The following is a 23,328-nucleotide window of genomic DNA, read 5'->3' as shown; positions in this document are numbered from 1 at the left end:
AGGAAGCAACAACAATATCGATCGATGAACTTAAGTGCCCGCCGCATCCCACGGAAGGGCCGCTTAAGGCTTAGCGCGTCGAAAGCTTAATTCAATCGCAAAATGCGGTCCGCGGCGGCGGGCGTGATCGGGCTGTGTGCCTTGAAATAGCCGAACAGCGCATCGACGTCGTATACGCCGGTGAGCCGCTCGGTGCCTTGCGCAAACGGCGCAAAGCCGTCGCCGCCGGACGCCAGATACTGATTCACGGTCACGCGATAGTTGCGGTCCGGCGCGACCGGCTTGCCGTTCAACATCATGCGATCGGCGAGGATGCGCTGCCCCGGCGCAGCGGTATTGTCCCACGCGTAGCTGAAGCCGCGCGACACCGGCAGGATGCGCGGCCGCGCCGGATCCTGCCACTGCAGCTCCAGTGCTGCTTTCAGCTGCGCGCCGCTCAGCGTCATCGTCACCAGCTGATTGCGGAACGGTTGCGCGGCAAAGACATCGCCGAACGTCACACGGAACGGCGGCTCGCCGTGCGCCGCGCCGTTGATATCGGCGCGCAGGCCGCCCGGGTTGGTGATCGCCAGCTCGGCGCCGCCGGTTTCCGGATCGCGCGTCGCGGCGAGCTGGGCGTCGGCGACCAGATCGCCGAGCGCGCTTTCGCCGGCCGCATTCGGCACCCGCGACAGCGCTGCCGCCACGGCGCCCGCCGGCCGCGCCGCGATCGGCCCGGCGAGCCTGTTGTAGGCCTCGATCAGCGCGGTCTGCGCCGGATCCTTCGCCAGCGAGGTGTGGACGATGACGTTGTCGGCCTTGGCGCTGGCGATATCGCGCGTCGCCGGATCGAGCTGCAGGTCGATCGCGGTGACCAGCGTGCCGTATTTGTCACCGCTGGTGACCAGGCGGCCGTCGATGGTGCAGGTGTAGGCGCGGTGGGTGTGGCCGCTGATCACCAGGTCGACCGCCCTGTCGAACTTCCTGACGATCTCGACGATCGGCCCGGAGATCCCCGGGCACTCATTGATTCCGCCGCTCGGAAAGCCGCCCTCGTGGATCAGCACCACGATCGCCTCGACGCCGCGCGCCTTCAGCTCGGCGACCTGCGCGTTGACGGCGTCGGCTTCGTCGAGAAATTGCAGCCCGGCGACGCCGGGCGGCGACACCATGGTCGGCGTCGCCTTCAGCGTGAGCCCGATAAACGCGATCGGAATACCGCCGAACTCGCGGATCGCATAAGGCGGCAGGATCGGCTTGCCGGTCGCGGTGTCGATGGTCGACGCCGCGAGATACTGGAATTTGGCCCCGGTAAACTTATGCGGCCCCATGCAGCCGTCGACCGGATGGCAGCCGCCGTTCTGCATCCGCAGCAGCTCGGTCTTGCCCTCGTCGAATTCGTGATTGCCGACCGCCGACAGCGCCAGCCCCATCAGCGACATCGACTCGATGGTCGGCTCGTCGTGAAACATCGCCGACAGAAACGGGCTGGCGCCGATCAGATCGCCGGCCGCGACGAAGATGCTGTTGGCGTGTCCCTCGCGGAGGTGCTGGACCAGCGTCGCCATGTGCTCGGCGCCGCCGGCCGGTGTGCTGATCGTCTTGGCCGGGTCGGCGGGATCCGGCGTGACGAGACCGGAGGACGGCGGCTGCAGGTAGCCGTGGAAGTCGTTGATGGCGAGGAGGCGGACCTCGACCGGCGCGGCCGCGGCCGCCGATTGCGGGTCGGCAGCGGCGGGCGTGGCTAGCGCCAGCGCCATCACGGGCGCGAGCAGGGCAAGGCGGGCGAGGGACATCGACGATCCGGCAGCTATGGCCCGGCGGACATGGCGCAGGCCGGCATGGCTGGCAACCGCTTTGTTGCGGCCGGCCGGCGCGGCCAACTGCCGCTGAGCCCGATTCCCGGCGGATGTTGAGCAAGCGCAACGCGGCTTCGCGGCCGAGGTGGTGAGGTCAGCCCATCTCGCCGTGCGATCGGCGGTTCACTCGAAGAGGTGAGTTATGCGCGCAACACCGATCACCTTGGTCGCCATGCTGGTCGCCGCCTCGCTGTCGCTTGCCGCCGCCTTACTCCCTGCGACTGCGCAGCAGGCGGCCGAAGGCGTCCGGCCCGGCAACCCGCGCCTCGCGGATCTGATGGAGGCCGCGCAGGCGCGTCACATCAAGCTGTGGTTCGCCGGCATCACGGGAAACTGGAAACTCGCCGCGTACCAGACCCGCCAGATCAAGACCCGCCTGCAGGACGCCGCCTCGCTCTACCAGAGCCTCCCGGTCAATGACATCACCACCATGGCCAAGCCGATCGACGCGATGACGGCAGCGATCGCCGCGGAGGACAGCAAGGCGTTCGTCAAGGCCTATGGCGAACTGACAACGGGCTGCAATTCCTGCCACCGCGAGCTGAAGCTGGGCTTCATCGAACTGAGGACCCCCGAGATGAACCCGTTCAGCGATCAGGTGTTCGGCGTAAGGAGGAAGTAGTTCGCGCGGCCGCCTCTTCGAACGTGTAGTCCCGCGCACTCTCCTTCGTCATGGCCGGGCTCGTCCCGCCTGCGCGGCCGAAGCCGCTTCGGCGCGGCGAAGGCCCGGCCATCCACGCCTTTTCTGCATCTCCATCAGCAAGGCGTGGATGCCCGGCACGAGGCCGGGCATGACGCGGGGAAACGAACGTACCCGAGTCTGCAGCGCGTATCCCTGCCTGGCTTTCAACGTCGGATCGAAAATTCGATCCGTGAAACGAGGGCATGAACGTCGTCATTGCGAGGAGCGTCTGGATTGCTTCGCTTCGCTCGCAATGACGGCAGTTGCTGCTGTCTTCGTTTTCGGTCGGACTTTCTGCACGAAATGGGCGTGCTCCAATCGGAGTGCGCATCGTCTTCTCGCTTGCCCGCTGCGCCGGCGTGCCCCGTCTCACTTGACATCGCACGCAATCGCCGATTTCATATATGCAATGATAGAATCATATATGGAACGCTCAAGGCTGCCGGTCGCGATCCCGTCCAGGGATGTTGCGCGTTCGATCTGTCTTGCGCGGCCATCGTTCCCTGCAGAGAAAGACCGCCCGTGACCGACGTTGACAACGCCCGCCGGATGTTCGGCGACTACCAGTTGAAGCCGAACAGCGGCGTCAATCCGCCTTATTCGCCGGCCTATCCGGTGGAGTGGGGCTGCACGTTGCGCACTGTCGAGATCATGACGCGGGTCGATCCGGCCAAGCTGCGGACGCTGCTTTCGGACACGCCGTTCGAGCTGGTCAACGACCGGGTCGCGTTCCGCTTCATGACGTCGCCGGGGCATTCGCTGGCGGTGCATTCCGGCGAGATGTTCGATCTCATGGTCAGCGTCGCGGTGCGCTATCAGGATCTGTTCACCGAGACGCACATCTTCATGTATTGCAGCGATCCGATGGGCATCTGCGCCGGGCGCGAAGTGTTCGGCTACACCAAGAAGGACGCCAACTATACGTTCGAGGAGCGCGCCGACGGCTCGATCGCCGGCTCGGTGACGCGGCGCAAGATTCCGCTGGCCGAATTCAGCTTCGCGCCGGATCCGGCGGCTCCGACGGTGCGCATTGTCGATGGCGATCAGTTGCCGGCCGGCGAGATCCATGTCCGCCGCCTGCCGCATCCGGAGCGTCTGGAAACCGCCTATGCGGACGTCGCTTATCGACGCACGCCGCTGAAATACTCCGTGCCGAAGCCGGGCCGCGCGTCGATGACGCTGCATCCGAGCATCTACGATCCGATCGCCGAGCTGCAGCCGGAGATCCTCGGCGCCCACTTCATGGTGTCGGACGTCTATGGCGGCGGCTTCGAGGTCGAGGACCGCCGGTTGCTCGCGCGATTAATTCCGTAAGCGAGGCTGATCCAGCAACGAGACCCGCACGCCAAAGTAGCTGCGGGCCATATCAAGCCGGCGCGGAGCAAGCGCCGGCACAGGGAGGTGAGGATGACCAACGCAGTGTGGCCGATCAGCCGTCGCCGCTTTCTGGCGGGGGCGGGGGGACTAACGCTGGCAGCCGGCGCCGGCCTGAAGGCCGCCGCGGCGGACGACGCGCCGCTGCGGGTCGGCGTGCTGACGGACATGTCGAGCCTCTATGCCGACACGACGGGGCCGGGCTCGGTGCTGGCCGCCAAGCTGGCCGTCGAAGACTTCCTCGCCGGCCCGCGGCAGTCGAAGCGGCCGATCGAAGTGATCAGCGGCGATCATATGAACAAGGCCGATCTCGGCGCCAACATCGCGCGCGAGTGGATCGACCGTAGCGGTGTCGACGTCGTGGTCGATCTGCCGAATTCGGCGGTCGCGCTCGCCGTGCGTAACATCGTGCAGCAGAAGAACAAGGCGATGCTGGTGTCGGCGTCGTCGTCGTCCGACCTCACCGGCAAGAGCTGCTCGCCGAATCTGGTGCATTGGACTTATGACACCTACGGGCTGACGACCGGCTCCGCTCGCGCCGTGGTGGCCGAGGGCGGCAAGAGCTGGTTCGCGCTCACCGCGGACTACGCGTTCGGGCACGCGATGGAGCAGGACATCAGGCGGATCGTCGCGCAGCAGGGCGGCTCGGTGGTCGGCGGCGTGCGCGTGCCGATCAACACGCAGGACTTTTCCTCGTTCCTGCTGCAGGCGCAGGCCTCCAAGGCGCAGGTGATCGCGCTGATCAATGCCGGCGGCGACACCATCACGTCGATCAAGCAGGCGGTCGAATTCGGCATCACCCAGAGCGATCAGCGGGTGGTCGCGATGGTGCTGTATCTCAGCGACGTGCATTCGCTCGGCCTCAGCGTGGCGCAGGGCTTGCAATTCGCCGAATCGTTCTATTGGGATCAGAACGACAGCACCAGGACATGGTCCAAACGCTTCGCCGCTCTCAACAATGGCCGCTACCCGACCGCGCTGCAGGCCGGCGCTTACGGCGCGACGCTGCACTATCTCAAGGCCGTCGATGCGCTCGGCGCTTCGAACGATGGCAAGGCAGTCATCGAGAAGATGAAGGCGCTGCCGACCGACGATCCGCTGTTCGGCAAGGGCAGCATCCGCGCCGATGGCCGCAAGCTGCACAACATGTATCTGTTCGAGGTGAAGAAGCCGGCGGAATCGAAATATCCGTGGGACTATTACAAGCTGGTCAAGACCATCCCGCCCGAGGAAGCCTGGCGGCCGCTGCAGGAAGGCGGCTGTGACTTCGTCAAATCATGACGGTCGCAGCTGAAAATTCCGTCGCGCTTGTCACCGGCGGCGGCGGCGCAATCGGCCGGGCGATCGCGCTGCGCCTCGCTGGGTCGGCGGGCGCCGTGGCGGTGGTCGATCTCGACTTTGCGGCTGCGGAGCAGACCGCCGCCGCTGTCGAGGCCCTCGGCCGCCGGGCGCTGGCGATCCGCGCCGATGTGTCCGACGAGACTGATGCCGCGGGCTATGTCGAAACGGTCGAGCAGCAGCTCGGCCCGATCGGTGTGTTTGCCAACAATGCCGGGATCGAGGGCGTGGTGGCGCCGCTCGGCGAGTATCCGGTCGAGATGTTCGACCGCGTCATGCGGGTCAACGTCCGGGGCATCTTTCTCGGTCTTCACTACGTCCTTCCGCGGATGCGCCAGCGCGGCCACGGCGCGATCATCAACACCGCCTCGACCTCGGCGATCCGTGGCCGTGCCGGGCTCGCCGGCTACGTCGCGTCGAAGCACGCCGTGCTCGGCCTGACGCGAATCGCCGCGCTCGAACTGATCGGCACATCGATCCGCGTCAACGCCGTGCTGCCGGGGCCGATCGAGTCGCGGATGATCCGCGACCTCAACCGCATGGCCGGCAATGACGGCGGCGCGTTGGCGCGCGCCGGGTCGGCGCCCTACGGCCACCCCGACGACGTTGCCGCTGTGGTCGCGCTGCTGGCCTCCGACCAAACTCGCCACGTCAACGGCGCGGCCTGGGTGGTCGATGGCGGGATCACGGTGGCGTAAGGCCTCTTCGAGAGTCGAAGCGATCCGGACTATCCACTGCACTGGCTCCTCATTCTGAGAGCCTGGCCGTAAGCGCGTCCTTTAAAATCAGGCATTTTCCTATCCACGCGTCATGCCCGGCCTTGTGCCGGGCATCCACGCCTTGCTGACGGAAATGCAGAGAAGGCGTGGATGGCCGGGACAAGCCCGGCCATGACGGGACTCATTGCTGATTAGGATGATGGCAGTGACTGCGCGCGATCAAACGACTTTACGCCCCGCCGCCGCCGCCGATCCGTTCCGACAACGTGGCCGCAGCGGCACGGAGTTCGGCGGCGATGGCTGCGGCTTCGGCTTTCGGGATGCGGTCCTGGCGCACCAGCGGCACGGTCAGCGCTGCGACGGCGCGGCCGGTCGAATCGATGATCGGGCAGCAATACGCAAGGATGCGCGTGTAGCCGTCGTCGTTGGAGAAATTGCCACCCTCGGCGGAGATCCGATCGAGCGCGGCGAGCGCCTTGCGCAGGCTGACGTGATCATTGTCGGCGATCACCTGGGCGAGTTCGTCGCGGCGGCCGGGGTGCTGAAAGGCCGCCAGGACCTTGGCGGACGGATATTGCTGCGACAGCGGGAACACCGTGCCGGCCTTGACCGACCAGCCCATCAGCCATTCCGGCTCGATCCGCGCGATCACCATGAACTGCTCGCCGTGCAGCACCGTGATGTGACACGAGAGCTGAACCTTGGCGGCGAGTTGCTCCATCACCGGCAGCGCGGATTTCAGCAGCCGCTCGGTCGGCGGATGTTGCGAGGCGATGCGGAATAGCTTGAGCGTCAGCGCGTATTCGCCGGTGGAGGGATCGCGCGCCACATAGCCGCGCCGCTCCAGCGCCACCAGCATGCGAAAGATCTCGCCCACCGAGCGGCCGACCCGCTCGGCCAATTGCCGCTGGGTGAGGCCGCGCGATTCCGTGGCGAGCGCCTCGAGCAGATCGAGCCCCTTTTCCAGCGCAGGCGCGGTCGGCTGGTTCTTGGCTTCCGGCTTGGTCATGCGGGGTGGGGCGTGGTCCGATGGAGCGATCTAACAAACGACACGAGGCGGCTGACGCGTTGATAGCGGCTCTCAGCCTCGCTTGCGCTGAAAGAACCGCTGAAACGCGCTCACCGCTTCGGCCGACTTCATCCGCTCGCCGAACAAATGGCTCTCCTGATCGATGCGGCGGACGATTTCGTCCGGCGCGGGGCGCAGCAGTTTGCGGGAGAGGGCGACGGCTTCGGCCGGCAGCGCACAGATTTCGCGGGCGGCCTTGCGGGCTTCCTCCTCGGTGTGGCCGGGCGCCACCACGGCGTTGACGAAGCCGGCCTCGCGGGCCTGTTCGGCCGTCACCTTGTGGCCCATCACCAGCATGCCGAAAGCGCGCTGATGGCCCATGGTGCGCGGCGCGAGCAGGCTGGAGGCGCCTTCCGGCACCAGGCCGAGCTGGATGAACGGCGTCGAGAACGTCGCGGTGGTCGAGGCCAGCACGTAGTCGCAGTGAAACAGCAGCGTGGTGCCGATGCCGATGGCGATGCCGTCGACCGCGGCGATGATCGGCTTCACGTTGTGGGCCAACGAGTAGAGAAACTTGGTCGCGGCATTGCCGCGGGCGGCGCCGCTGGTGTCGGTGCCGGCTTTGAGGAAATCGTCGAGATCGTTGCCGGCGGTGAACACGCCCGAGCCACCGGTGATGATCAGGCAGCGGATGTCCGGATTGTTCTGCGCGGTGTCGATGGCGTCGCTCATCGCCCGGTACATGTCCTGCGTCAGGGCGTTCTTCTTCTCAGGCCGGCGCATGGTGACGACGCGCGTGGCGTCCTCATCGGTGACGATCAGATGTTCCGTCATGAACCTTCCCCCAACCCAGTTTGCCTGGCCACCGTCAATGCAGCCGATGTGCCGCGACTGTACACGATCGCCGCGGTCGCCAGAACCGGCGCGACGAACGACCCGGTTTTCAACCGGTTGGCGGACGAGCCGGGCCGCGCAGGCGGCGTGCCCGGGACTGCCACGAGCTCAAAGGCGGCCGCCTCAGGCGGTCAGCACCGCGTCGGCATTCTGCAGCCCGGCGGCGGCGTCGACCACATTGCGCTCCAGCGCGCCGGCCTGCACCGCCACGCTCTCGGCGAAGAACCGCGCCAGCGCGACATAGCGCGCCGGCTCGGCAACGCCCTCGAGATTGCGCGCCGCCAGCGCTTCGGCGGCGAGCGAGCAGCCGCCCAGCGTCGCGCCGAACAGCCGCAGATACGGCGTCGCGCCGGCCAGCGCGTCATTGGTCGACGAGCCGAGCTTGTCGAGCAGATACTTGCTGGCGCGGGTCAGCGCCTCGAGCGCATCGCGCAGCCGCGGACCAGTGGCGCCGAACGCCGGATCATTGCTGGCCTCGACGTCCTTGATGATCAGGTCGAGTTCGCCGAGCAGCGTCCACACCGACTCGCCGCCGTTCACACCGAGCTTGCGGGTGACAAGGTCGATCGCCTGGATGCCGTTGGTGCCTTCGTAGATCGGCGCGATGCGGGCGTCGCGATAATGCTGTGCGGCGCCGGTTTCCTCGATGAAGCCCATGCCGCCGTGGATCTGCACGCCGAGCGAGGCGACCTCGGTGCCAATGTCGGTCGAGAACGCCTTGGCGATCGGCGTCAGCAGCGCGGCGCGCGCGGCGGCGGCGGCACGCACTTTCGCATCGCTGCTACGCGCGGCGATATCCAGCGCCACCGCGGTCGCGTAGCAGATCGTCCGGGCCGCGCCGGTCAGCGCCCGCATCGTCAGCAGCATGCGCTTGACGTCGGGGTGCTTGATAATCGGATCGGAGCCCTTGCTGTCGCTGCCGATGGCGCGGCCCTGCTTGCGCTCCTGCGCATAGGCCAGCGCCTGCTGATAGGCGCGATCGGCGATGCCGACGCCCTCGAGGCCGACGCCGAGCCGGGCCTGATTCATCATCGTGAACATGCACTGCATGCCGCGATTTTCCTCGCCGATCAGATAGCCGATCGCGCCGCCCTGGTCGCCCATTTGCATGGTGCAAGTCGGCGACGCGTGGATGCCGAGCTTGTGCTCGACGCCGCTCGGGAAGATGTCGTTACGCTTGCCCAGCGTGCCGTCACCGTTGACCAAAAACTTCGGCACCAGAAACAGCGAGATGCCCTTGGTGCCGGCGGGCGCGTCGGGCAGGCGGGCGAGCACGAAATGCACGATGTTGTCGGTCATGTCGTGGTCGCCGTAGGTGATGAAGATCTTGCTGCCGAACAGCTTGTAGCTGCCGTCGGCGGCGCGCTCGGCGCGGGTGCGCAGCGCGCCGACGTCGGAGCCGGCCTGCGGCTCGGTCAGCTGCATGGTGCCGGTCCATTCGCCCGACACCAGCTTGCCGAGATAGACCTCTTTCAGCTCGTCGCTGCCATGCGCATGCAGCGCGTCGATCGCCGACAGCGTCAGCAGCGGGCACAGCCCGAACGCCATGTTGGACGACGCCCACAGCTCGGTGCAGACCGCATTGAGCGCCGCCGGCAGGCCCTGGCCGCCGAATTCCTCCGGCCCGGACACCGCGTTCCAGCCCGCCGCGATCCAGCGCTGATAGGCATCCGGCCAGCCCGGCGCGGTGGTGACGGCGTTGTGCTCGAGCTTGATGCCATGCTTGTCGCCGACGCGGTTCAGCGGCGCCAGGATGTCGCCGGCGAATTTGCCGGCCTCTTCCAGCACCTGCGCGGTGATGTCGCCGTCGTAGTCGCCGAGATGCCCGGCCGCCACCGCGGCCTGCAGGCCCGCGCCGTGGTTGAGGGAGAGCAGGATGTCGTCGATCGGAGCGCGATAGGTCATGTGAGGATCCCGGCTGACGGAGCACTGGCCGCCTTCTTCCATGAAAACCGCCCGCTCTCAACCTTTCGTCACGCTGCCGCAGGAGCGGAATTTCGCCGGCCCCTGGCCGGCCGGGGCGGTTGAAAACTCGCCGCCGGCTCTATAGACCGGCGGAGCCGGACCATGATTCCGCCGGCGGCCGCCCCGAAGCGGCCGCTGCGCGTTGGGGCGTAGCCAAGCGGTAAGGCAGGGGATTTTGATTCCCCCATGCGGAGGTTCGATCCCTCCCGCCCCAGCCAATGTTATCAATGACTTATGTTCATCTTCGCGCGCTCCTGCGCAGTGCTTGCCAATTCCGCTGTGCTTGACGAGGAACTGACGCGATCCGCCGATGGTTGCTCGTGCAGCCGGGTGGATGCCGCGTCAGCGCAGCCCGGCGTAGGTTCAAGCGAGCAGGAGTGTGAAGATGGTGGAGCGCAACTCGGGCAAGACAGAGCCGCAGCCAACCCGGGATGGTGGTGCGCCCAGGTCGTCCGCCAGTGGAGGCTCCGACGGGCGGAAGGATCCCAATCCTGCCGGCCCGCACGCCGAGCCCGAATTGACCGACGAGAGCAAGACGCCGGGCAGCGGCATGCTGCCTGAGCCGGAGGATGACGCCACCGAGGCGCCGAGCGGCTAGTCGTTGCCCGTGCCGGTGGTCAGTCCTGCCACTAGCGTCCAGGAGCGGCGGCTGCGAATTCGTCCATGCTTTTGCGCAGCCAATTCAGGAAGCTGCGCGCCTTGCGGTTGAGCGGGCGGCCTTTCGGGCGCACCACGTAGTGCGCCAGCTTGCGCTCGAACGGCGCGTCGAACAGCGGCACCAGCGTTCCGTCGGTGATTTCGTTGCGCAGCAGATGGATCTGGCCGATCGCGACGCCGACGCCCTCGGCGGCGGCCTGATAGGTCAGGATGGACGATGAGAAGCTGATCTCGTTGCTGGTGATGAGATCGGTGCGGTTCACGGCGGCCAGCCAGTCGTGCCAGTCGGTGCGGCGATAATGCGAGTGCAGCATCTGCACATTGCGCAGATCGTCGATTTCCGTGAGCCGCACGCTCTTCAGTAGTTTCGGGCTGCACACCGGCTGAATGAGATCGGTGAACAGCAATTCCGACACGACGCCCGGCCAGTTGCCGTCGCCGAACTGGATCGCGAGATCAACGCGGTCCTTGGCGAAGTCGATCGGGGCGACGACGTTGCTGATGTTCAGCCGGATGTTCGGATGCGCGACGTGAAAGGCCGGCAGCCGCTGGATCAGCCATTTCGACGCGAAGGTCGTGTAGGCGCGGATCTTGAGCGGCTCGACCTTGCGGGTCTCCTTGAGGTTAGCCGCCGCGGTCCGGATGATATGGAACGCCGGCGAGATCTCGCGCTGAAACTGTTCGCCGGCCGGCGTCAGCCGGATGCCCTGCTGGTCGCGCTCGAACAAGCGCACGCCGAGAAAATCTTCGAGCGTGCGCACCTGCCGGCTGATCGCCGGCTGGGTCACGCGCAGCTTCTCGGCCGCCTTGGTGAAGCTGCCGAGCCGGGCCGCGACCTCGAACACGTGCAGCGGATTGAGCGGCGGCAGCCATTCGGACTGCGGGATTTCCTTCTCGGCCATGACCGCAGCGTAGCATTACAAAAAGTAATGATGCAATAACCGATGCACAGTTGCCCGCCCGCGGCTGTGCTGGGAAACAGGGCGCCACCTCAGCTGCGGCGGACCCATGGATTTCGAACTCACAGAAGAACAGCAAGCTTTCGCCACCTCGGTGCGGCGCTTTGCCGAAGCGCATCTGAAAGATGGTGCACTGGCGCGCGCCCACGATCCGCACTTCCCGTTCGAAACCGCCAAGCTGCTCGCCGAGCAGGGGCTGCTCGGCATCCCGTTCGATCCGGAGGATGGCGGCCAGGGCGGCACGTTGATGGACGCGGTGATCGCGATCGAGCAGGTCGCGGCGGTGTGCCCGCGCAGCGCCGATATCGTGCAGGCCGGCAATTTCGGTCCGATCCGCACCTTCGTGGAATACGCGACGCCCGAGCAGAAGGCGCGCTTCCTGCCCGATCTGCTGGCCGGGCGAAGCTGCATCAGCCTCGGCATGAGCGAGCCGGACGCCGGCTCCGCTGCGACCGAGCTGAAGACCACCGCGACCGCCGATGGCGATGATTACCTGATCAACGGCAGCAAGGTGTTCGGTACGCATAGTCCGGATGCTGCGGTCTATCTGGTCTATGTCCGGTTCGGGCCGGGCGTCGGCGGCATCGGCTCGGTGCTGATCGAGCGCGATACACCGGGCTTCACCGTCGGCAAGCCGACGGCTTTCATGAGCGGCGAGCAGTGGAGCCAATTGTACTTCGAGAACTGCCGGATCCCGGCCGCCAACGTGCTGCTCGGGCTCGGCGGCTTCAAGAAGCAGATCTCCGGCTTCAACGTCGAGCGGCTCGGCAATTCGGCGCGGTCGCTGGCGCTCGGCCGCCACGCCTTCAATCTGGCGCGCGAGCATGCGCTGATCCGCAAGCAGTTCGGCCGCCCGCTGTGCGAATTCCAGGGCCTGCAGTGGAAATTCGCCGACATGGCGCTGAAGCTGGAATCGGCGCAGCTGCTGCTGTATCGCGCCGCCAGCATCACCGAGGGGCTGCCGTCGCCGTATCAGACCGCGATCGCCAAGCTCGCCTGCAACCAGGCCGGCTTCGAGGTGGCGAACGAGGCGGTGCAGATCATGGGCGGGCTCGGCTATAGCCAGGAGGCGCTCGCCGAGTACTGCATGCGCCGCACCCGCGGCTGGATGATCGCCGGCGGCTCGACCGAAATCCTCAAGAACCGGATCGCCGAAGACGTGTTCGAGCGCCGCTTCGATCAGCGCGGAGCTGTGGCTCGTGCCGTTGAGTAACGCGCCGACATCGCCGCGATGGGCGCAGGCGCTGCTGGCGCCGCGCAGCATCGCGCTGGTGGGCGCGTCCGACGATCTATCCAAGACCTCGGCGCGGCCGCTGCAATATCTGCGGCGCGCCGGCTACCCGGGCACGATCTATCCGATCAATCCGCGGCGCGCGACGGTGCTCGGCGAGACGGCGTGGCCGTCGCTCGATGCGCTGCCCGCGGTGCCCGATCACGCCTTCATCCTGACGCCGACCGATGACGCCATCGCCGCTGCCGAGGCCTGCGCGCGCCTCGGCATTCCGGTTGCGACTATCCTGGCGTCGAATTTTTCGGAAGGCGGCGACGCCGGGCTCGCGCGGGTCGAGCGGCTGAAGGCGATCTGCGCGGCGAGCGGGCTGCGCATCCTCGGTCCGTCCAGCCTCGGCGCCATCAATCTGCACAGCCACACGATCATCACCGCCAACGCGGCGTTCGCCGAGGGCGACCTGCCGCGCGGCGGCATCTTCGTCGCGTCGCACAGCGGCAGCCTGCTCGGCGGGCTGATCTCGCGCGGCAAAGCACGCAATGTCGGCTTCGCCGGGCTGGTGTCGGTCGGCAACGAGATCGATCTCAGCCTCGGCGAGATCTGCGCCGCGACGCTCGATGATCCGAACGTCACCGGCTACATGCTGTTCCTCGAAAGCATCCGGCGCGCGCAGGATCTGCGCGACTTTGCGCTCGCGGCCGCCGAGCGCGGCAAGCCGGTGATCGCCTACAAGCTCGGGCGTTCTGCTATGGCGGCCGAACTCGCGCTGTCGCACACCGGCGCGCTGGCCGGTGAGGACGACGTCGCCGCCGCGTTCCTGGCCGATTGCGGCATCGCCCGCGTCAACAATTTCGAAACGCTGATCGAGGCGCTGCCGCTGCTGCACAAGCTGCCGCCGCGCGCGGCCGGGCAACGCAGCAAGCGCGTCGGCGTCGTCACCACCACCGGCGGCGGCGCCGCCATGGTGGTCGACGAACTCGGCATCCGCGATATCGAGGTGGTCAAGCCGAGCAATGACACGTTCGATCGCCTCGGCGAGGCCGGCGTTACGGCGCATCACGAGCGCATCATCGACCTGACGCTGGCCGGCACGCGCTACGAAATCATGAAAGCGGCGTTGCAGACCATGCTGGCGGCGCCCGAATTCGATGTCGTCGTCGCCGTCACCGGCTCATCGGCGCGGTTTCAACCGGAGCTCGCCGTCAAGCCGGTGATCGACAGCGCCGGCTCGGCCAAGCCGCTGGTCGCATTCGTGGTGCCCGAGGCGCCCGACGCGCTGGCGATGCTCACCCAAGCCGGCGTGCCGAACTTCCGCACGCCGGACAGCTGCGCGGACGCGATCAGCGCCGCGCTGCTGCGGCGGCAGCCGCGGCGCGAACTGCCGTTGCCGCCCGGGGTAGCAGGCGCGACGCGTCAGCTCGATGAGTTAGAGGCCTATCAGCTGCTCGACCGCCTCGGCATCGCGCATGCGCCGGCTGTCGCGGTTGATGTCGGGGCGCAATCGGTCGACCTGCCGTTCGCCTATCCGGTCGCCGTCAAGCTGCTGTCGGCCGAGATCGCGCATAAGACCGAGGTCGGCGGCGTCGTTCTCAACGTCGGCGATGAGGCCGGCGTCAAGCGGGCTGCAACCAGCATCGCCGCGAATGTCGCGGCGCATCAGCCGGGCGCTGCGCTGAAACGGGTGCTGGTGCAGCCGATGACGTCGGGGCTCGACGAGATGCTGCTCGGCTACCGGGTCGACCCGGAGGCTGGGCCGATCGTGCTGCTCGCGGCCGGCGGCATCTTTACCGAGATCTATCGCGACCGCAGCATCCGGCTCGCGCCGGTCGACCTCGACGGCGCGCGAGACATGATCGATGAGCTGGCGATCAGCCGTGTGTTCCGCGGCTTCCGCAACAAGCCGCACGGCGATCTCGAGGCGCTGGCGCGCGCGATCGTTGCGTTGTCGCGGCTGGCGGTCGATGACAAGGTTCACGTACGCGACGCCGAGATCAACCCGCTGATCATCAACCAGGTGGGGAGCGGCGTCGTCGCGGTCGATGCGCTGGTGGCGCTCGCGGACAAGGAGGACACATGATCGAAAACCTGACATCCAGGGTCAATGCGGACGAGATGCTGGTGAAGCGCGGCCGCTTTCTGTCGACCACGCTGCTGCTCGCGGTCGGTCCGACCGATTGGCTGGTGACGATCGCCGAAGGCCGCATCGTGTCGGTGACGCGCGGGCCGTTCGTGATGCCGTCCTGGTCGTTCGCGCTGCGCGCCTCCGAGGAGGAGTGGGCGCAGTTCTGGGCCGCCAGGCCGCGGCCGGGCTCGCACGACCTGATGGCGCTGATCAAGCGGCGCACCCTGAGGGCCGAGGGCAACCTGCAGATCTTCATGGCCAATCTGCGCTACTTCAAGGAAGCGCTGGCGAAACTGCGTGCGACCGGAGCCTCGGCATGACCGTCTCGTTCGAGCCCGTGATCGGGCGCTATCTCAATCTCGATCTGTTCGGCCGGCCGCACCGCGTCTATGTGGAAGAGGCCGGCACCGGCACGCCGCTGCTCTGCCTGCACACCGCGGGCGCCGACGGCCGGCAGTATCGCGCGCTGATGAATGATGCGCGGGTCACCGCCAAGCATCGCGTCATCGCCTTCGACATGCCGTGGCACGGCAAGTCGTCGCCGCCGGCCGGCTGGCACAACGAAGAGTATCAACTGACCTCGGCGCAATACACCGGCATGATTCTCGAGATCATGAGCGCGCTGGAGCTCGATCGTCCGATCGTGATGGGCTGCTCGATCGGCGGCCGCATCGTGCTGCATCTGGCGCTGGAGCATCCCGAGCGCTTCCGCGCCATCATCGGCTTGCAGGCCGGGGCGCATGTCGATCCGTATTACGACCTCAACTTCCTGCACCGGCCGGACGTGCATGGCGGCGAAGTCTGCGCCGCGATCGTGTCGGGCCTAGTCGGCCCGGATGCGCCCGGCAAGGAGCGGTGGGAAACGCTGTGGCACTACATGCAGGGCGGCCCCGGCGTGTTCAAGGGCGACCTGTATTTCTACAAGCAGGACGGCGACATCCGCGACCGCGTCGCGCAGATCGATACCAGGAAGTGCCCGCTGTTCCTGCTGTCCGGCGAATACGACTACTCGTGCACGCCGGAAGAAACGCTGGCGGTCGCGCGCAGCATTCCGGGCAGCAACGTGACGATCATGAAGGGCCTCGGCCATTTTCCGATGAGCGAGGATCCCGAGGCGTTCCTCGGCCATCTGCTGCCGGTGCTCGCGGCCATCAAGTAAGCGGCGGGCGATCTCGCGCCTGCTGATAAAACACAAGGGAGGAGTTCACTCGTGAAGTTGCAATCCTATCTGGCGACCGCCGCCGTGCTGATGTCGGTGACGTCGGCTTCGGCCGAAATCTCCAACGGCACCGTGAAGATCGGCGTGCTGACCGACATGTCCGGCCCCTATGCCGACAATGTCGGCGCCGGCTCGGTGCTGGCCGCCAAGATGGCGGTCGAGGATTTCGGCGGCAAGGCGGCCGGCATGCCGGTCGAGGTGATCTCCGCCGATCATCAGAACAAGGCGGATATCGGCCTCGCGCTGGCGCGCAAATGGTACGACACCGAGGGCGTCGACACCATCACCGAGGTTGTGTCGTCGGGCGTGGCGCTGGCCGTGCAGCAATTGTCGCGCGACAAGGACAAGGCGTTCCTGGCGACCGGTCCCGGCACGCCAGATCTCACCGGCAAGGCGTGCTCGCCGGTCGGCGTGCATTGGGCCTACGACAACTACGCGCTGGCCAACGTCGCCACCGCGCCGCTGGTCGAGAAGGGCCTCAAGAGCTGGTACTTCCTCACGGCCGATTACAGCTTCGGCCAGGCGCTCGAAGCCGAAGCCAGCAAGGTGATCCTTGCCAAGGGCGGCACCGTGCTGGGTTCGTCCAAGCATCCGCTGAATTCGTCGGACTTCTCGTCCTATCTGCTGCAGGCGCAGGCCTCCAAGGCGCAGGTGATCGGCCTCGCCAATGCCGGTGCCGACATGATGTCGGCGCTGAAGCAGGCCAACGAGTTCGGCATCACCGCGGGCGGCCAGAGCATCGCCGCGCTGCTGGTCAATCTGCCGGATATCCACGCGCTCGGCCTCGCGAGCGCCAAGGATTTGATCTTCGCCGATAGCTTCTATTGGGACGCCAACGACAAGACCCGCGAATGGAGCAAGCGCTTCATGGCGCGGTTCGGCGGCAAGGCGCCGGGCAGCCTGCAGGCCGCGGTGTACGGCGCAGTGACGCATTATCTGAAGGCGGTTGACGCCACCAAGAGCGATGCCGGCTCGGTGGTGGTCGCCGAGATGAAGAAGATGCCGATCAACGACTTCTACACCACAAACGCCATGATCCGCGAGGACGGCCGCGTCATCCGCGACATGTATCTGTTGCAGGTGAAGCAGCCGTCGGAGTCCAAGTATCCGTGGGACTACTACAAGATCCTGTCCACGGTTCCGGGCGACAAGGCGTTCCGTCCGCTCAAGGACGGCGGTTGCCCGCTGGTGAATGCGGCGAAGTAATCGCTTTGCGCGACTGACGTGACGAACCGGCGGGCGCGGATCAGCGCGCCCGCGGGCTAAGGGAGACGGGCCGTGATCGATTATCCTGCGTTGCGCCTTTTGATCGACGGCCGATGGCTGGACGCCGCCGGGCGCACCACGGAGCCGGTGCTCAACCCTGCGACCGGGGCGGTGCTCGGCGAGCTGCCGCACGCCACCGCGGCCGACCTCGACGAAGCGCTGGCGTCGTCGGCGCGCGGTCACGAGGTCTGGCGCAGGATGTCCGCGGTCGACCGCGGCCGCATCCTGCAGCGGGCTGCCGGGTTGATCCAGCAGCGCGGCGAACACCTCGCCAGCCTAATCACGCTCGAACTCGGCAAGCCGCTCGCCGAGGCGCGGATCGAGGTGGAGACCGCGGCCGGCATCTTCGCCTGGAATGCCGAGGAAGGCCGCCGCGCTTATGGGCGCGTGATCCCGCCGCGCAATCGCGCCCTCCAGCAGATCGCGGTACGCGAGCCGCTCGGCCCGATCGCGGCGTTCGCGCCGTGGAATGCGCCGGCGATCACGCCCGCCCGCAAGATCAGCAGCGCGCTCGCGGCCGGCTGCTCGGTGATCATCAAGCCCTCGGAAGAAACGCCGGCGACGGCGCTGGCGATTGCCGAACTATTGCAGGAAGCGGGACTGCCGCCCGGGGTGCTGAACGTGGTGCTCGGCCAGCCGGCGATGATTTCAGAGGCGCTGGTCGGCTCGCCGATCATTCGCGGCATCACCTTCACCGGCTCGACCGCGATCGGCAAGCAGCTCGGCGCGCTCGCCGTGCAGACCATGAAGCGGATGACGCTCGAGCTCGGCGGCCACGCGCCGGTGGTGATCTTCGGCGACGTCGATCCGGAGGCCGCGGCGATCTCGGCGGTGGCGGCGAAGTTTCGCAATTCCGGTCAGGTCTGCACCTCGCCGACGCGCTTCTTCGTGCACGAATCGATCCACGACCGCTTCGCCGCGAAACTGTCGGAGCTCGCCGGTGGCCTCTCGGTCGGCGATGGCTTCGATGCGGCCACCAAGATGGGACCGCTGGCGAATGCGCGGCGGGTCGAGGCGATGGAGCGCTTCGTCGACGACGCGCGCTCGCGCAGCATCGCGGTTTCGGCCGGCGGCGTTCGCTGCGGTGAGCGCGGTTTCTTCTTCCGGCCGACCGTGCTGACCGGGGTCGATCAGGACTGCATGGCGTCGAATGTCGAGCCGTTCGGCCCGCTGGCGGTGACGGCGCCGTTCCGCACGCGCGACGAAGCGCTCGCGCTGGCCAACCGGTTGCCGTTCGGGCTGGCCTCCTATGTGATGACCAACGATCTGCGCAACGCCGCCGCGATGGCCGACGGCATCGCGGCCGGCAACGTGATCATCAATCACTGGCAGGCCTCGCTGCCGGAGACACCGTTCGGCGGCTTCAAGGACAGCGGCGTCGGCAGCGAAGGCGGCATCGAAGGCCTGCAGGACTTCCAGTCGATCAAATACGTCAGCCAATTCGCCGGCTGACAGTGCTCTCCGCGATGGAACTTCGCCCGCGTCGTCGCCATTGATGGGCGCGCCACGGGCGCGTCCGTCGAAAAGGGCCGGCGTGAAGATCGCGACGTTCAACATCAACAACGTCAACAAGCGGCTGCCGAATCTGCTGGCTTGGCTGCGTGCGGCCAAGCCCGATGTCGTCTGTCTGCAGGAGCTGAAGGCGGCGCAGGCCGACTTCCCCGAAGAGGCGCTGCACAAGGCCGGCTACTCGGCCGCCTGGGTCGGCCAGAAGAGCTGGAACGGCGTCGCCATTCTGGCCCGCAAGGCCGAGATCGTGGTGACGCGGAAACGGCTGCCGGGCGATCCCAAGGACACCGAAGCGCGCTACATCGAAGCGGCGGTGTCCGGCATCATCATCGCCTCAATCTACGCGCCGAACGGCAACCCGCAGCCGGGACCGAAATTCGACGCCAAGCTCGCCTGGCTGAAGCGGCTCAACCGCCACGCCGCCAAGCTGCTGAAGAGCGGCGCGCCGGTGGTGCTGGCCGGCGACTACAATGTGGTGCCGACGCCGGACGATATCTATCCGACCAAGTCGTGGAGCAAGGACGCGCTGGTGCAGCCGGCGCCGCGCGCTTTGTTCGCGGCGCTGCTGAAGCAGGGCTGGACCGATGCACTGCGGGCAATGCATCCGGACGACGCGCCCTACACGTTCTGGACGTATTGGCGCAATCGCTTCGAACAGGACAAGGGACTGCGGCTCGATCATCTGCTGCTCGATCCATCGCTCGCGCCGCGGCTCAAGCGCGCCGGCGTCGATCGCAAGGTCCGCGCCGCGGCGGAGGCCAGCGATCACGCGCCGGCGTGGATCGTGCTCGACTGATACGCGTGAAGTATCAGCATAGCCGAAATTGCTGCCTTTAAAACCAAGTCACTTCATCTCAACGCGTCATGCCCGGCCTTGTGCCGGGCATCCACGCCTTGCCGAAGGAGATGCAGTAAAGGCGTGGATGGCCGGGACAAGCCCGGCCATGACGGAAACCCCATGCAAACTTAGCAAAAAAACTGGCTGTTAGCTAACCAGTCGCGCGGGCGAGCGGATCTTGCGCGACGAGTTCGGCGGCGAGTTGCTCGATGGTCTTGCGCTGCTCCATCGCCATCCGCCGCAGCAACGCGAACGCGGCGGGCTCGGCGAGCCCCTGCGCGTGCATGATCTGCACCAGCGCGGCGAGCACGACGCGCCGCGCCCGCATCCGCGCGTCCATCTTGCCGAGCTGCTGCTTCAATTCGTTGGTGCGTGCGACGCGTTCGAACGCCATCACCACGGCCGCATAGATGCCGGCGGAGCGCAGCGGCTTGACCAGGAACGACGCCGGATCGAGCTCGAGCACCAGTTTCAGCCGGCTCGGCGTTTCGGTGCCGAGCAGGACGATGACGGCGCATCCCTCCGGTAGAGGCCGATCCTCGGCACCGGCGATCGGCAGATAATCGTCGTCGATCAGCAGGAGATCGGCGGCGCAGGCCGGCGCTTCGCCGGGGATCCAGCTTGCGATCTCGATGCCGAGCCGCTCGAACTGACGGCGGACGACCGAGGCGTCGCGTTCGTCCTTGATAGCCAAGAGGGCCTTGCGGCCGCGCAGGGAAAACGATGACGGCTTGCTCATTTGACGATCCTCAGGTGAGGCGCATGGGGAGCCCGCCCGTCTTTCGACGGCCGAACCGCGACATCGAGTTGCGACAAATAAGGGTCTGGCTTCACGGGAGCATCCGCTTCCCAGAAGATATCGAACTGGCCGCCGGCGTTGGACACTGCCAGCCGTGGCGTAAGGACGCAGTGATTATTATCGCCGTCGATCCACACCGGACCTTGCGGCGAGTCGTAGCGATGGCCGGCGGCGGCGCGGCGCACCTCGTTGACGTTCGCAGTGCCGGCGCGCTGGATTGCTCGCGCCAGCAGAAACACCGCGACGTAGGCGGACTGGCCGTCCACCGACGGGCTGCTGTCTTCGCCGTAGCGCGCCTTCCACCGCGCCACGAAGGCGCAATTCTCCGGCAGGCGGATACTTTCAAAGTAGGCCGACGAGGTGATGCATCCCGCGCCGGCCGAACCGACGATCATCAGCTCCGGCTCGCACAGGCTGCAGCTCAGCATCGGGATGTCGAGCCCCTCGGTGGCGGCGTGGAAGGCCCGGATGAAATCGTAGCTCGAGCTGCCGACCAAGGTGTTGAAGACGATCGGCGGCCGCTTGCGGACGATCTCGTCGACGATGTGCTCGACCCGGCTTTCGCCGAGCTCGAGCAATCGCTCGGCGACGATGCGGCCGCCCGAGGCCGTCACCAACTCGCGGGTGACGCGGTTGGTCTCCCAGGTCCAGATGTAGTTGGAGCCGACGCAGAACAGCTGACGCGACAGATTATCGAGCACGTAGCGCACCAGCGGCACGACGTTGTGGTTCGGCGAAGCGCCGACATACATCACGTTGTCGGAGCACTCGAAGCCTTCGTAGCGCGCCGGATACCACAGCAACCGCTCGGTGCGCTCGACGATCGGCAGCACCTGCTTGCGCGCCGCGGAGGTGTAGCAGCCGATGATGTGATCGACGCCGACATTGCGGATCAGGTCGTCGCAGGCCACGTGATATTCGCCCAGCACGCCGCCGGGATCACGCACATGCGCCGCGAAGCTGAAGTCGAACTCCGAACTGCCGTTGACCTCGTCGACAGCCATCAGCGCGGATTTCAGGATCTCTCGTCCCATTGCTTGATATGGGCCGGATCTCGACAGCAGAATTCCGATCGGGATCGATGGTCTGGACATGAAAGATGATCACTCGCGCAAGGCGCGCATGAAATCATTAAGCGTGCAAACCGATCAAGAGCCGCCTTGCTGATTTGCTGCGCAGCACTCGTTCAGGATTTGTGCAAGCTCACGCGTTGACATGTTGAACCTCCCCAACTTAGACTTTCGTTGTCGGGTGACAATCGAACCGAGCTTGAATTTGGCCGACGACGTCCAAATTCAAGCATCAAAGTAGCGTTCGACTAAGCACCCACACGACCGACCATAGCCGCGGCATCCGAGCCATTCGCGCCTCGTTTCGAGGAGCGGGTGGCTTTTTTCGTTTGTCGCTCGAGATCAAATTGGCGGCGCAGGCGCGTCGCCAAAACGCTGCTGCACGCCCGGCGAGGGCCGCGCGATGTCGGCACACCGGGAGTGAATGCATTGGGGATGACAGATCTTCATTATCGCGGGCTCGTCGAGGTCGGACAGGACATTCAGGCAAGGAAGCTGTCTGCGGTCGAAGTCACCAAGGCGATGCTGCAGCGCATCGACAAGCTCGATGGCGCGCTGAAGAGCTACGCGCACGTGTCGCCCGAATCCGCGCACGAACAGGCTGTGACCGCGGACAAGGAGATCGCCGCCGGCCAAGTGAAAGGGCCGCTGCACGGCGTGCCGATCGCCGTCAAGGATCTGTGCTGGGTCAAGGGCATGCCGGCGGCGCACGGCATGCCGATCCATCGCGACTTCATGCCGGGCGAGGACGCCACCGTGGTGATGCGGCTCAAAGAGGCCGGCGCGATCATTCTCGGCAAGTTACAGCAAACCGAAGGCGCCTACGCCGATCATCATCCCAAAATCGATCCGCCGAAAAATCCCTGGGATAAGGAGCTATGGTCGGGCGCGTCGTCGAGCGGGTCCGGCTCGGCGACCGCGGCGGGGCTGTGCTTCGGCTCGCTCGGCACCGACACCGGCGGCTCGATCCGGTTTCCGTCGGCCGCGAACGGCATCACCGGGCTGAAGCCGACCTGGGGCCGCGTCAGCCGCTACGGCGCTTACGAACTCGCCGCGACGCTCGATCACATCGGCCCGATGGCGCGCAGCGCCGTGGATTGCGGCGCGATGCTGAGCGTGATCGCCGGCGCCGACCCGCACGACACCACGGCGGTGCCGCTGCCGGTGCCGAACTACACGGGCAATCTGTCCGGCGACCTCAAGGGCGTGGTGATCGGCGTCGATCGACGCTCGACCTCGCAGGGCACCGACGAAGCGGCCGTCAAGGTGCTGGACGATGCGCTGCGCGTCGCCAAGGATCTCGGCGCCACCATCAAGGACATCACTTTCCCGGACGCCCAGGCGGTGACCGACGACTGGTTCCCGCTGTGCGGCATCGAAGCCGCGGTGGCGCACGAGGCGACCTATCCGGCGCGCAAGGATGAATACGGTCCCGGCCTCGCCGGCCTGCTCGATCTCGGTTTGCAGCAATCCGGCACGGATTATCAGAAGATCGTGCTGCGGCGGGAAGCGTTTCGCGGCGCGCTGCGGGCGCTGTTCGAGACGGTGGATCTCATCGCCGTGCCGGCACAGGCCTATGCGGCGCCGACGCTGGCCAAGATGGCGTCGCTTGGCGAGGACCCTTCGCTGATCGGCGGGCTGCTGCGCTTCACCTGTCCGTTCGACATGACCGGAAGTCCGACCATCACGCTGCCGGGCGGCTTCGCGCCCAACGGTGGTCCGGTGGCGTTCCAGTTCGTCGGCCGTCACTTCGACGAAGCGCGTCTGGTCGCCGCCGGCGACGCCTTCCAGCGCGTCACCGACTGGCACAAGCGCCATCCGTCTCTGTGAGATTTTAGGAGT

General features: G+C 66.5%; 20 protein-coding genes and 1 tRNA gene. 14 read left to right on the top strand and 7 right to left on the bottom strand.

Annotated features, from left to right (window positions below; genetic code table 11):
- Positions 1-86 precede the first annotated feature (86 nt).
- Positions 87-1,775, bottom strand: coding sequence for a bifunctional metallophosphatase/5'-nucleotidase (locus D4Q52_RS11790; RefSeq protein ID WP_119856801.1), 1,689 nt, complete (start codon positions 1,773-1,775; stop codon positions 87-89).
- Positions 1,776-2,010: 235 nt separating this feature from the next.
- Here D4Q52_RS11790 and D4Q52_RS11785 point away from each other — a divergent pair, with 235 nt between their 5' ends.
- From D4Q52_RS11785 to D4Q52_RS11770, 4 genes are all read left to right on the top strand, one after another.
- Positions 2,011-2,460, top strand: coding sequence for a hypothetical protein (locus D4Q52_RS11785; protein WP_234831154.1), 450 nt, complete (start codon positions 2,011-2,013; stop codon positions 2,458-2,460).
- 582 nt (positions 2,461-3,042) lie between these two features.
- On the top strand, positions 3,043-3,834 hold the full coding sequence (locus D4Q52_RS11780) for an acetoacetate decarboxylase family protein (RefSeq protein WP_210210137.1): 792 nt from the start codon (positions 3,043-3,045) through the stop codon (positions 3,832-3,834).
- A 93-nt stretch (positions 3,835-3,927) separates the two neighbouring features.
- Positions 3,928-5,175 (top strand): ABC transporter substrate-binding protein, encoded by a 1,248-nt coding sequence (locus tag D4Q52_RS11775; protein ID WP_119856740.1) that lies wholly within the window; start codon positions 3,928-3,930, stop codon positions 5,173-5,175.
- On the top strand, positions 5,172-5,930 hold the full coding sequence (locus tag D4Q52_RS11770; protein WP_119856739.1) for an SDR family NAD(P)-dependent oxidoreductase: 759 nt from the start codon (positions 5,172-5,174) through the stop codon (positions 5,928-5,930). The genes D4Q52_RS11775 and D4Q52_RS11770 overlap by 4 nt, the downstream gene beginning before the upstream one ends.
- Positions 5,931-6,180: 250 nt before the next feature.
- Here the strand turns inward: D4Q52_RS11770 and D4Q52_RS11765 are convergent, their stop codons facing one another.
- The 3 genes from D4Q52_RS11765 to D4Q52_RS11755 all read right to left on the bottom strand — a co-directional run bounded on the left by D4Q52_RS11765 (position 6,181) and on the right by D4Q52_RS11755 (position 9,759).
- Positions 6,181-6,960, bottom strand: coding sequence for an IclR family transcriptional regulator (locus D4Q52_RS11765; protein ID WP_119856738.1), 780 nt, complete (start codon positions 6,958-6,960; stop codon positions 6,181-6,183).
- A gap of 72 nt (positions 6,961-7,032) precedes the next feature.
- Positions 7,033-7,794: a crotonase/enoyl-CoA hydratase family protein gene (locus tag D4Q52_RS11760; RefSeq protein WP_119856737.1), complete on the bottom strand. Its 762-nt coding sequence runs from the start codon at positions 7,792-7,794 to the stop codon at positions 7,033-7,035.
- A 183-nt stretch (positions 7,795-7,977) separates the two neighbouring features.
- On the bottom strand, positions 7,978-9,759 hold the full coding sequence (locus tag D4Q52_RS11755; protein ID WP_119856736.1) for an acyl-CoA dehydrogenase: 1,782 nt from the start codon (positions 9,757-9,759) through the stop codon (positions 7,978-7,980).
- Between the two features lie 203 nt (positions 9,760-9,962).
- On the opposite strand from D4Q52_RS11755, the gene D4Q52_RS11750 reads away from it, so the two are divergent.
- Together D4Q52_RS11750 and D4Q52_RS11745 are read left to right on the top strand one after the other, a co-directional pair.
- A tRNA-Gln gene (locus tag D4Q52_RS11750) sits at positions 9,963-10,037 on the top strand.
- A gap of 167 nt (positions 10,038-10,204) precedes the next feature.
- Positions 10,205-10,417 (top strand): hypothetical protein, encoded by a 213-nt coding sequence (locus D4Q52_RS11745; protein WP_119856735.1) that lies wholly within the window; start codon positions 10,205-10,207, stop codon positions 10,415-10,417.
- A 31-nt stretch (positions 10,418-10,448) separates the two neighbouring features.
- Here the strand turns inward: D4Q52_RS11745 and D4Q52_RS11740 are convergent, their stop codons facing one another.
- Positions 10,449-11,378, bottom strand: coding sequence for a LysR substrate-binding domain-containing protein (locus D4Q52_RS11740; RefSeq protein WP_119856734.1), 930 nt, complete (start codon positions 11,376-11,378; stop codon positions 10,449-10,451).
- Positions 11,379-11,484: 106 nt separating this feature from the next.
- Here D4Q52_RS11740 and D4Q52_RS11735 point away from each other — a divergent pair, with 106 nt between their 5' ends.
- From D4Q52_RS11735 to D4Q52_RS11705, 7 genes are all read left to right on the top strand, one after another.
- Positions 11,485-12,648 (top strand): acyl-CoA dehydrogenase family protein, encoded by a 1,164-nt coding sequence (locus D4Q52_RS11735; RefSeq protein WP_119856733.1) that lies wholly within the window; start codon positions 11,485-11,487, stop codon positions 12,646-12,648.
- Entirely contained in the window at positions 12,635-14,740 is a 2,106-nt protein-coding gene (locus D4Q52_RS11730) for an acetate--CoA ligase family protein (RefSeq protein ID WP_234831153.1), read from the top strand. The genes D4Q52_RS11735 and D4Q52_RS11730 overlap by 14 nt, the downstream gene beginning before the upstream one ends.
- Positions 14,737-15,105 carry a hypothetical protein gene (locus D4Q52_RS11725; RefSeq protein WP_119856731.1) on the top strand — a complete coding sequence of 123 codons (369 nt, stop codon included), beginning with the start codon at positions 14,737-14,739 and terminating at the stop codon, positions 15,103-15,105. Before D4Q52_RS11730 ends, D4Q52_RS11725 begins: the two co-directional genes overlap by 4 nt.
- Entirely contained in the window at positions 15,102-15,944 is an 843-nt protein-coding gene (locus tag D4Q52_RS11720) for an alpha/beta fold hydrolase (protein WP_119856730.1), read from the top strand. Before D4Q52_RS11725 ends, D4Q52_RS11720 begins: the two co-directional genes overlap by 4 nt.
- Before the next feature lie 51 nt (positions 15,945-15,995).
- The gene (locus D4Q52_RS11715) at positions 15,996-17,210 is read left to right on the top strand and encodes an ABC transporter substrate-binding protein (RefSeq protein WP_425328476.1); all 1,215 of its coding nucleotides are present in this window, start codon (positions 15,996-15,998) and stop codon (positions 17,208-17,210) included.
- 75 nt (positions 17,211-17,285) lie between these two features.
- A complete protein-coding gene (locus D4Q52_RS11710) occupies positions 17,286-18,722 on the top strand; it encodes an NAD-dependent succinate-semialdehyde dehydrogenase (RefSeq protein ID WP_425328479.1) in 1,437 nt (478 codons plus the stop codon).
- Between the two features lie 82 nt (positions 18,723-18,804).
- On the top strand, positions 18,805-19,575 hold the full coding sequence (locus D4Q52_RS11705; protein ID WP_119856798.1) for an exodeoxyribonuclease III: 771 nt from the start codon (positions 18,805-18,807) through the stop codon (positions 19,573-19,575).
- A 193-nt stretch (positions 19,576-19,768) separates the two neighbouring features.
- Here D4Q52_RS11705 and D4Q52_RS11700 read toward each other — a convergent pair whose 3' ends face one another.
- Both D4Q52_RS11700 and D4Q52_RS11695 read right to left on the bottom strand, forming a co-directional pair.
- A complete protein-coding gene (locus tag D4Q52_RS11700; protein WP_119856728.1) occupies positions 19,769-20,356 on the bottom strand; it encodes an ANTAR domain-containing response regulator in 588 nt (195 codons plus the stop codon).
- On the bottom strand, positions 20,353-21,510 hold the full coding sequence (locus tag D4Q52_RS11695) for a transporter substrate-binding domain-containing protein (RefSeq protein WP_119856727.1): 1,158 nt from the start codon (positions 21,508-21,510) through the stop codon (positions 20,353-20,355). The genes D4Q52_RS11700 and D4Q52_RS11695 overlap by 4 nt, the downstream gene beginning before the upstream one ends.
- A gap of 405 nt (positions 21,511-21,915) precedes the next feature.
- On the opposite strand from D4Q52_RS11695, the gene D4Q52_RS11690 reads away from it, so the two are divergent.
- A complete protein-coding gene (locus D4Q52_RS11690; RefSeq protein WP_119856726.1) occupies positions 21,916-23,316 on the top strand; it encodes an amidase in 1,401 nt (466 codons plus the stop codon).
- The last annotated feature ends 12 nt before the right edge of the window (positions 23,317-23,328 follow it).

This window comes from Rhodopseudomonas palustris (assembly GCF_003591005.1).
Taxonomy (GTDB): domain Bacteria; phylum Pseudomonadota; class Alphaproteobacteria; order Rhizobiales; family Xanthobacteraceae; genus Rhodopseudomonas; species Rhodopseudomonas palustris_K.
Note: the sequence above shows the minus strand (reverse complement) of the source record. Positions and strands in the feature narration are given on the sequence as shown.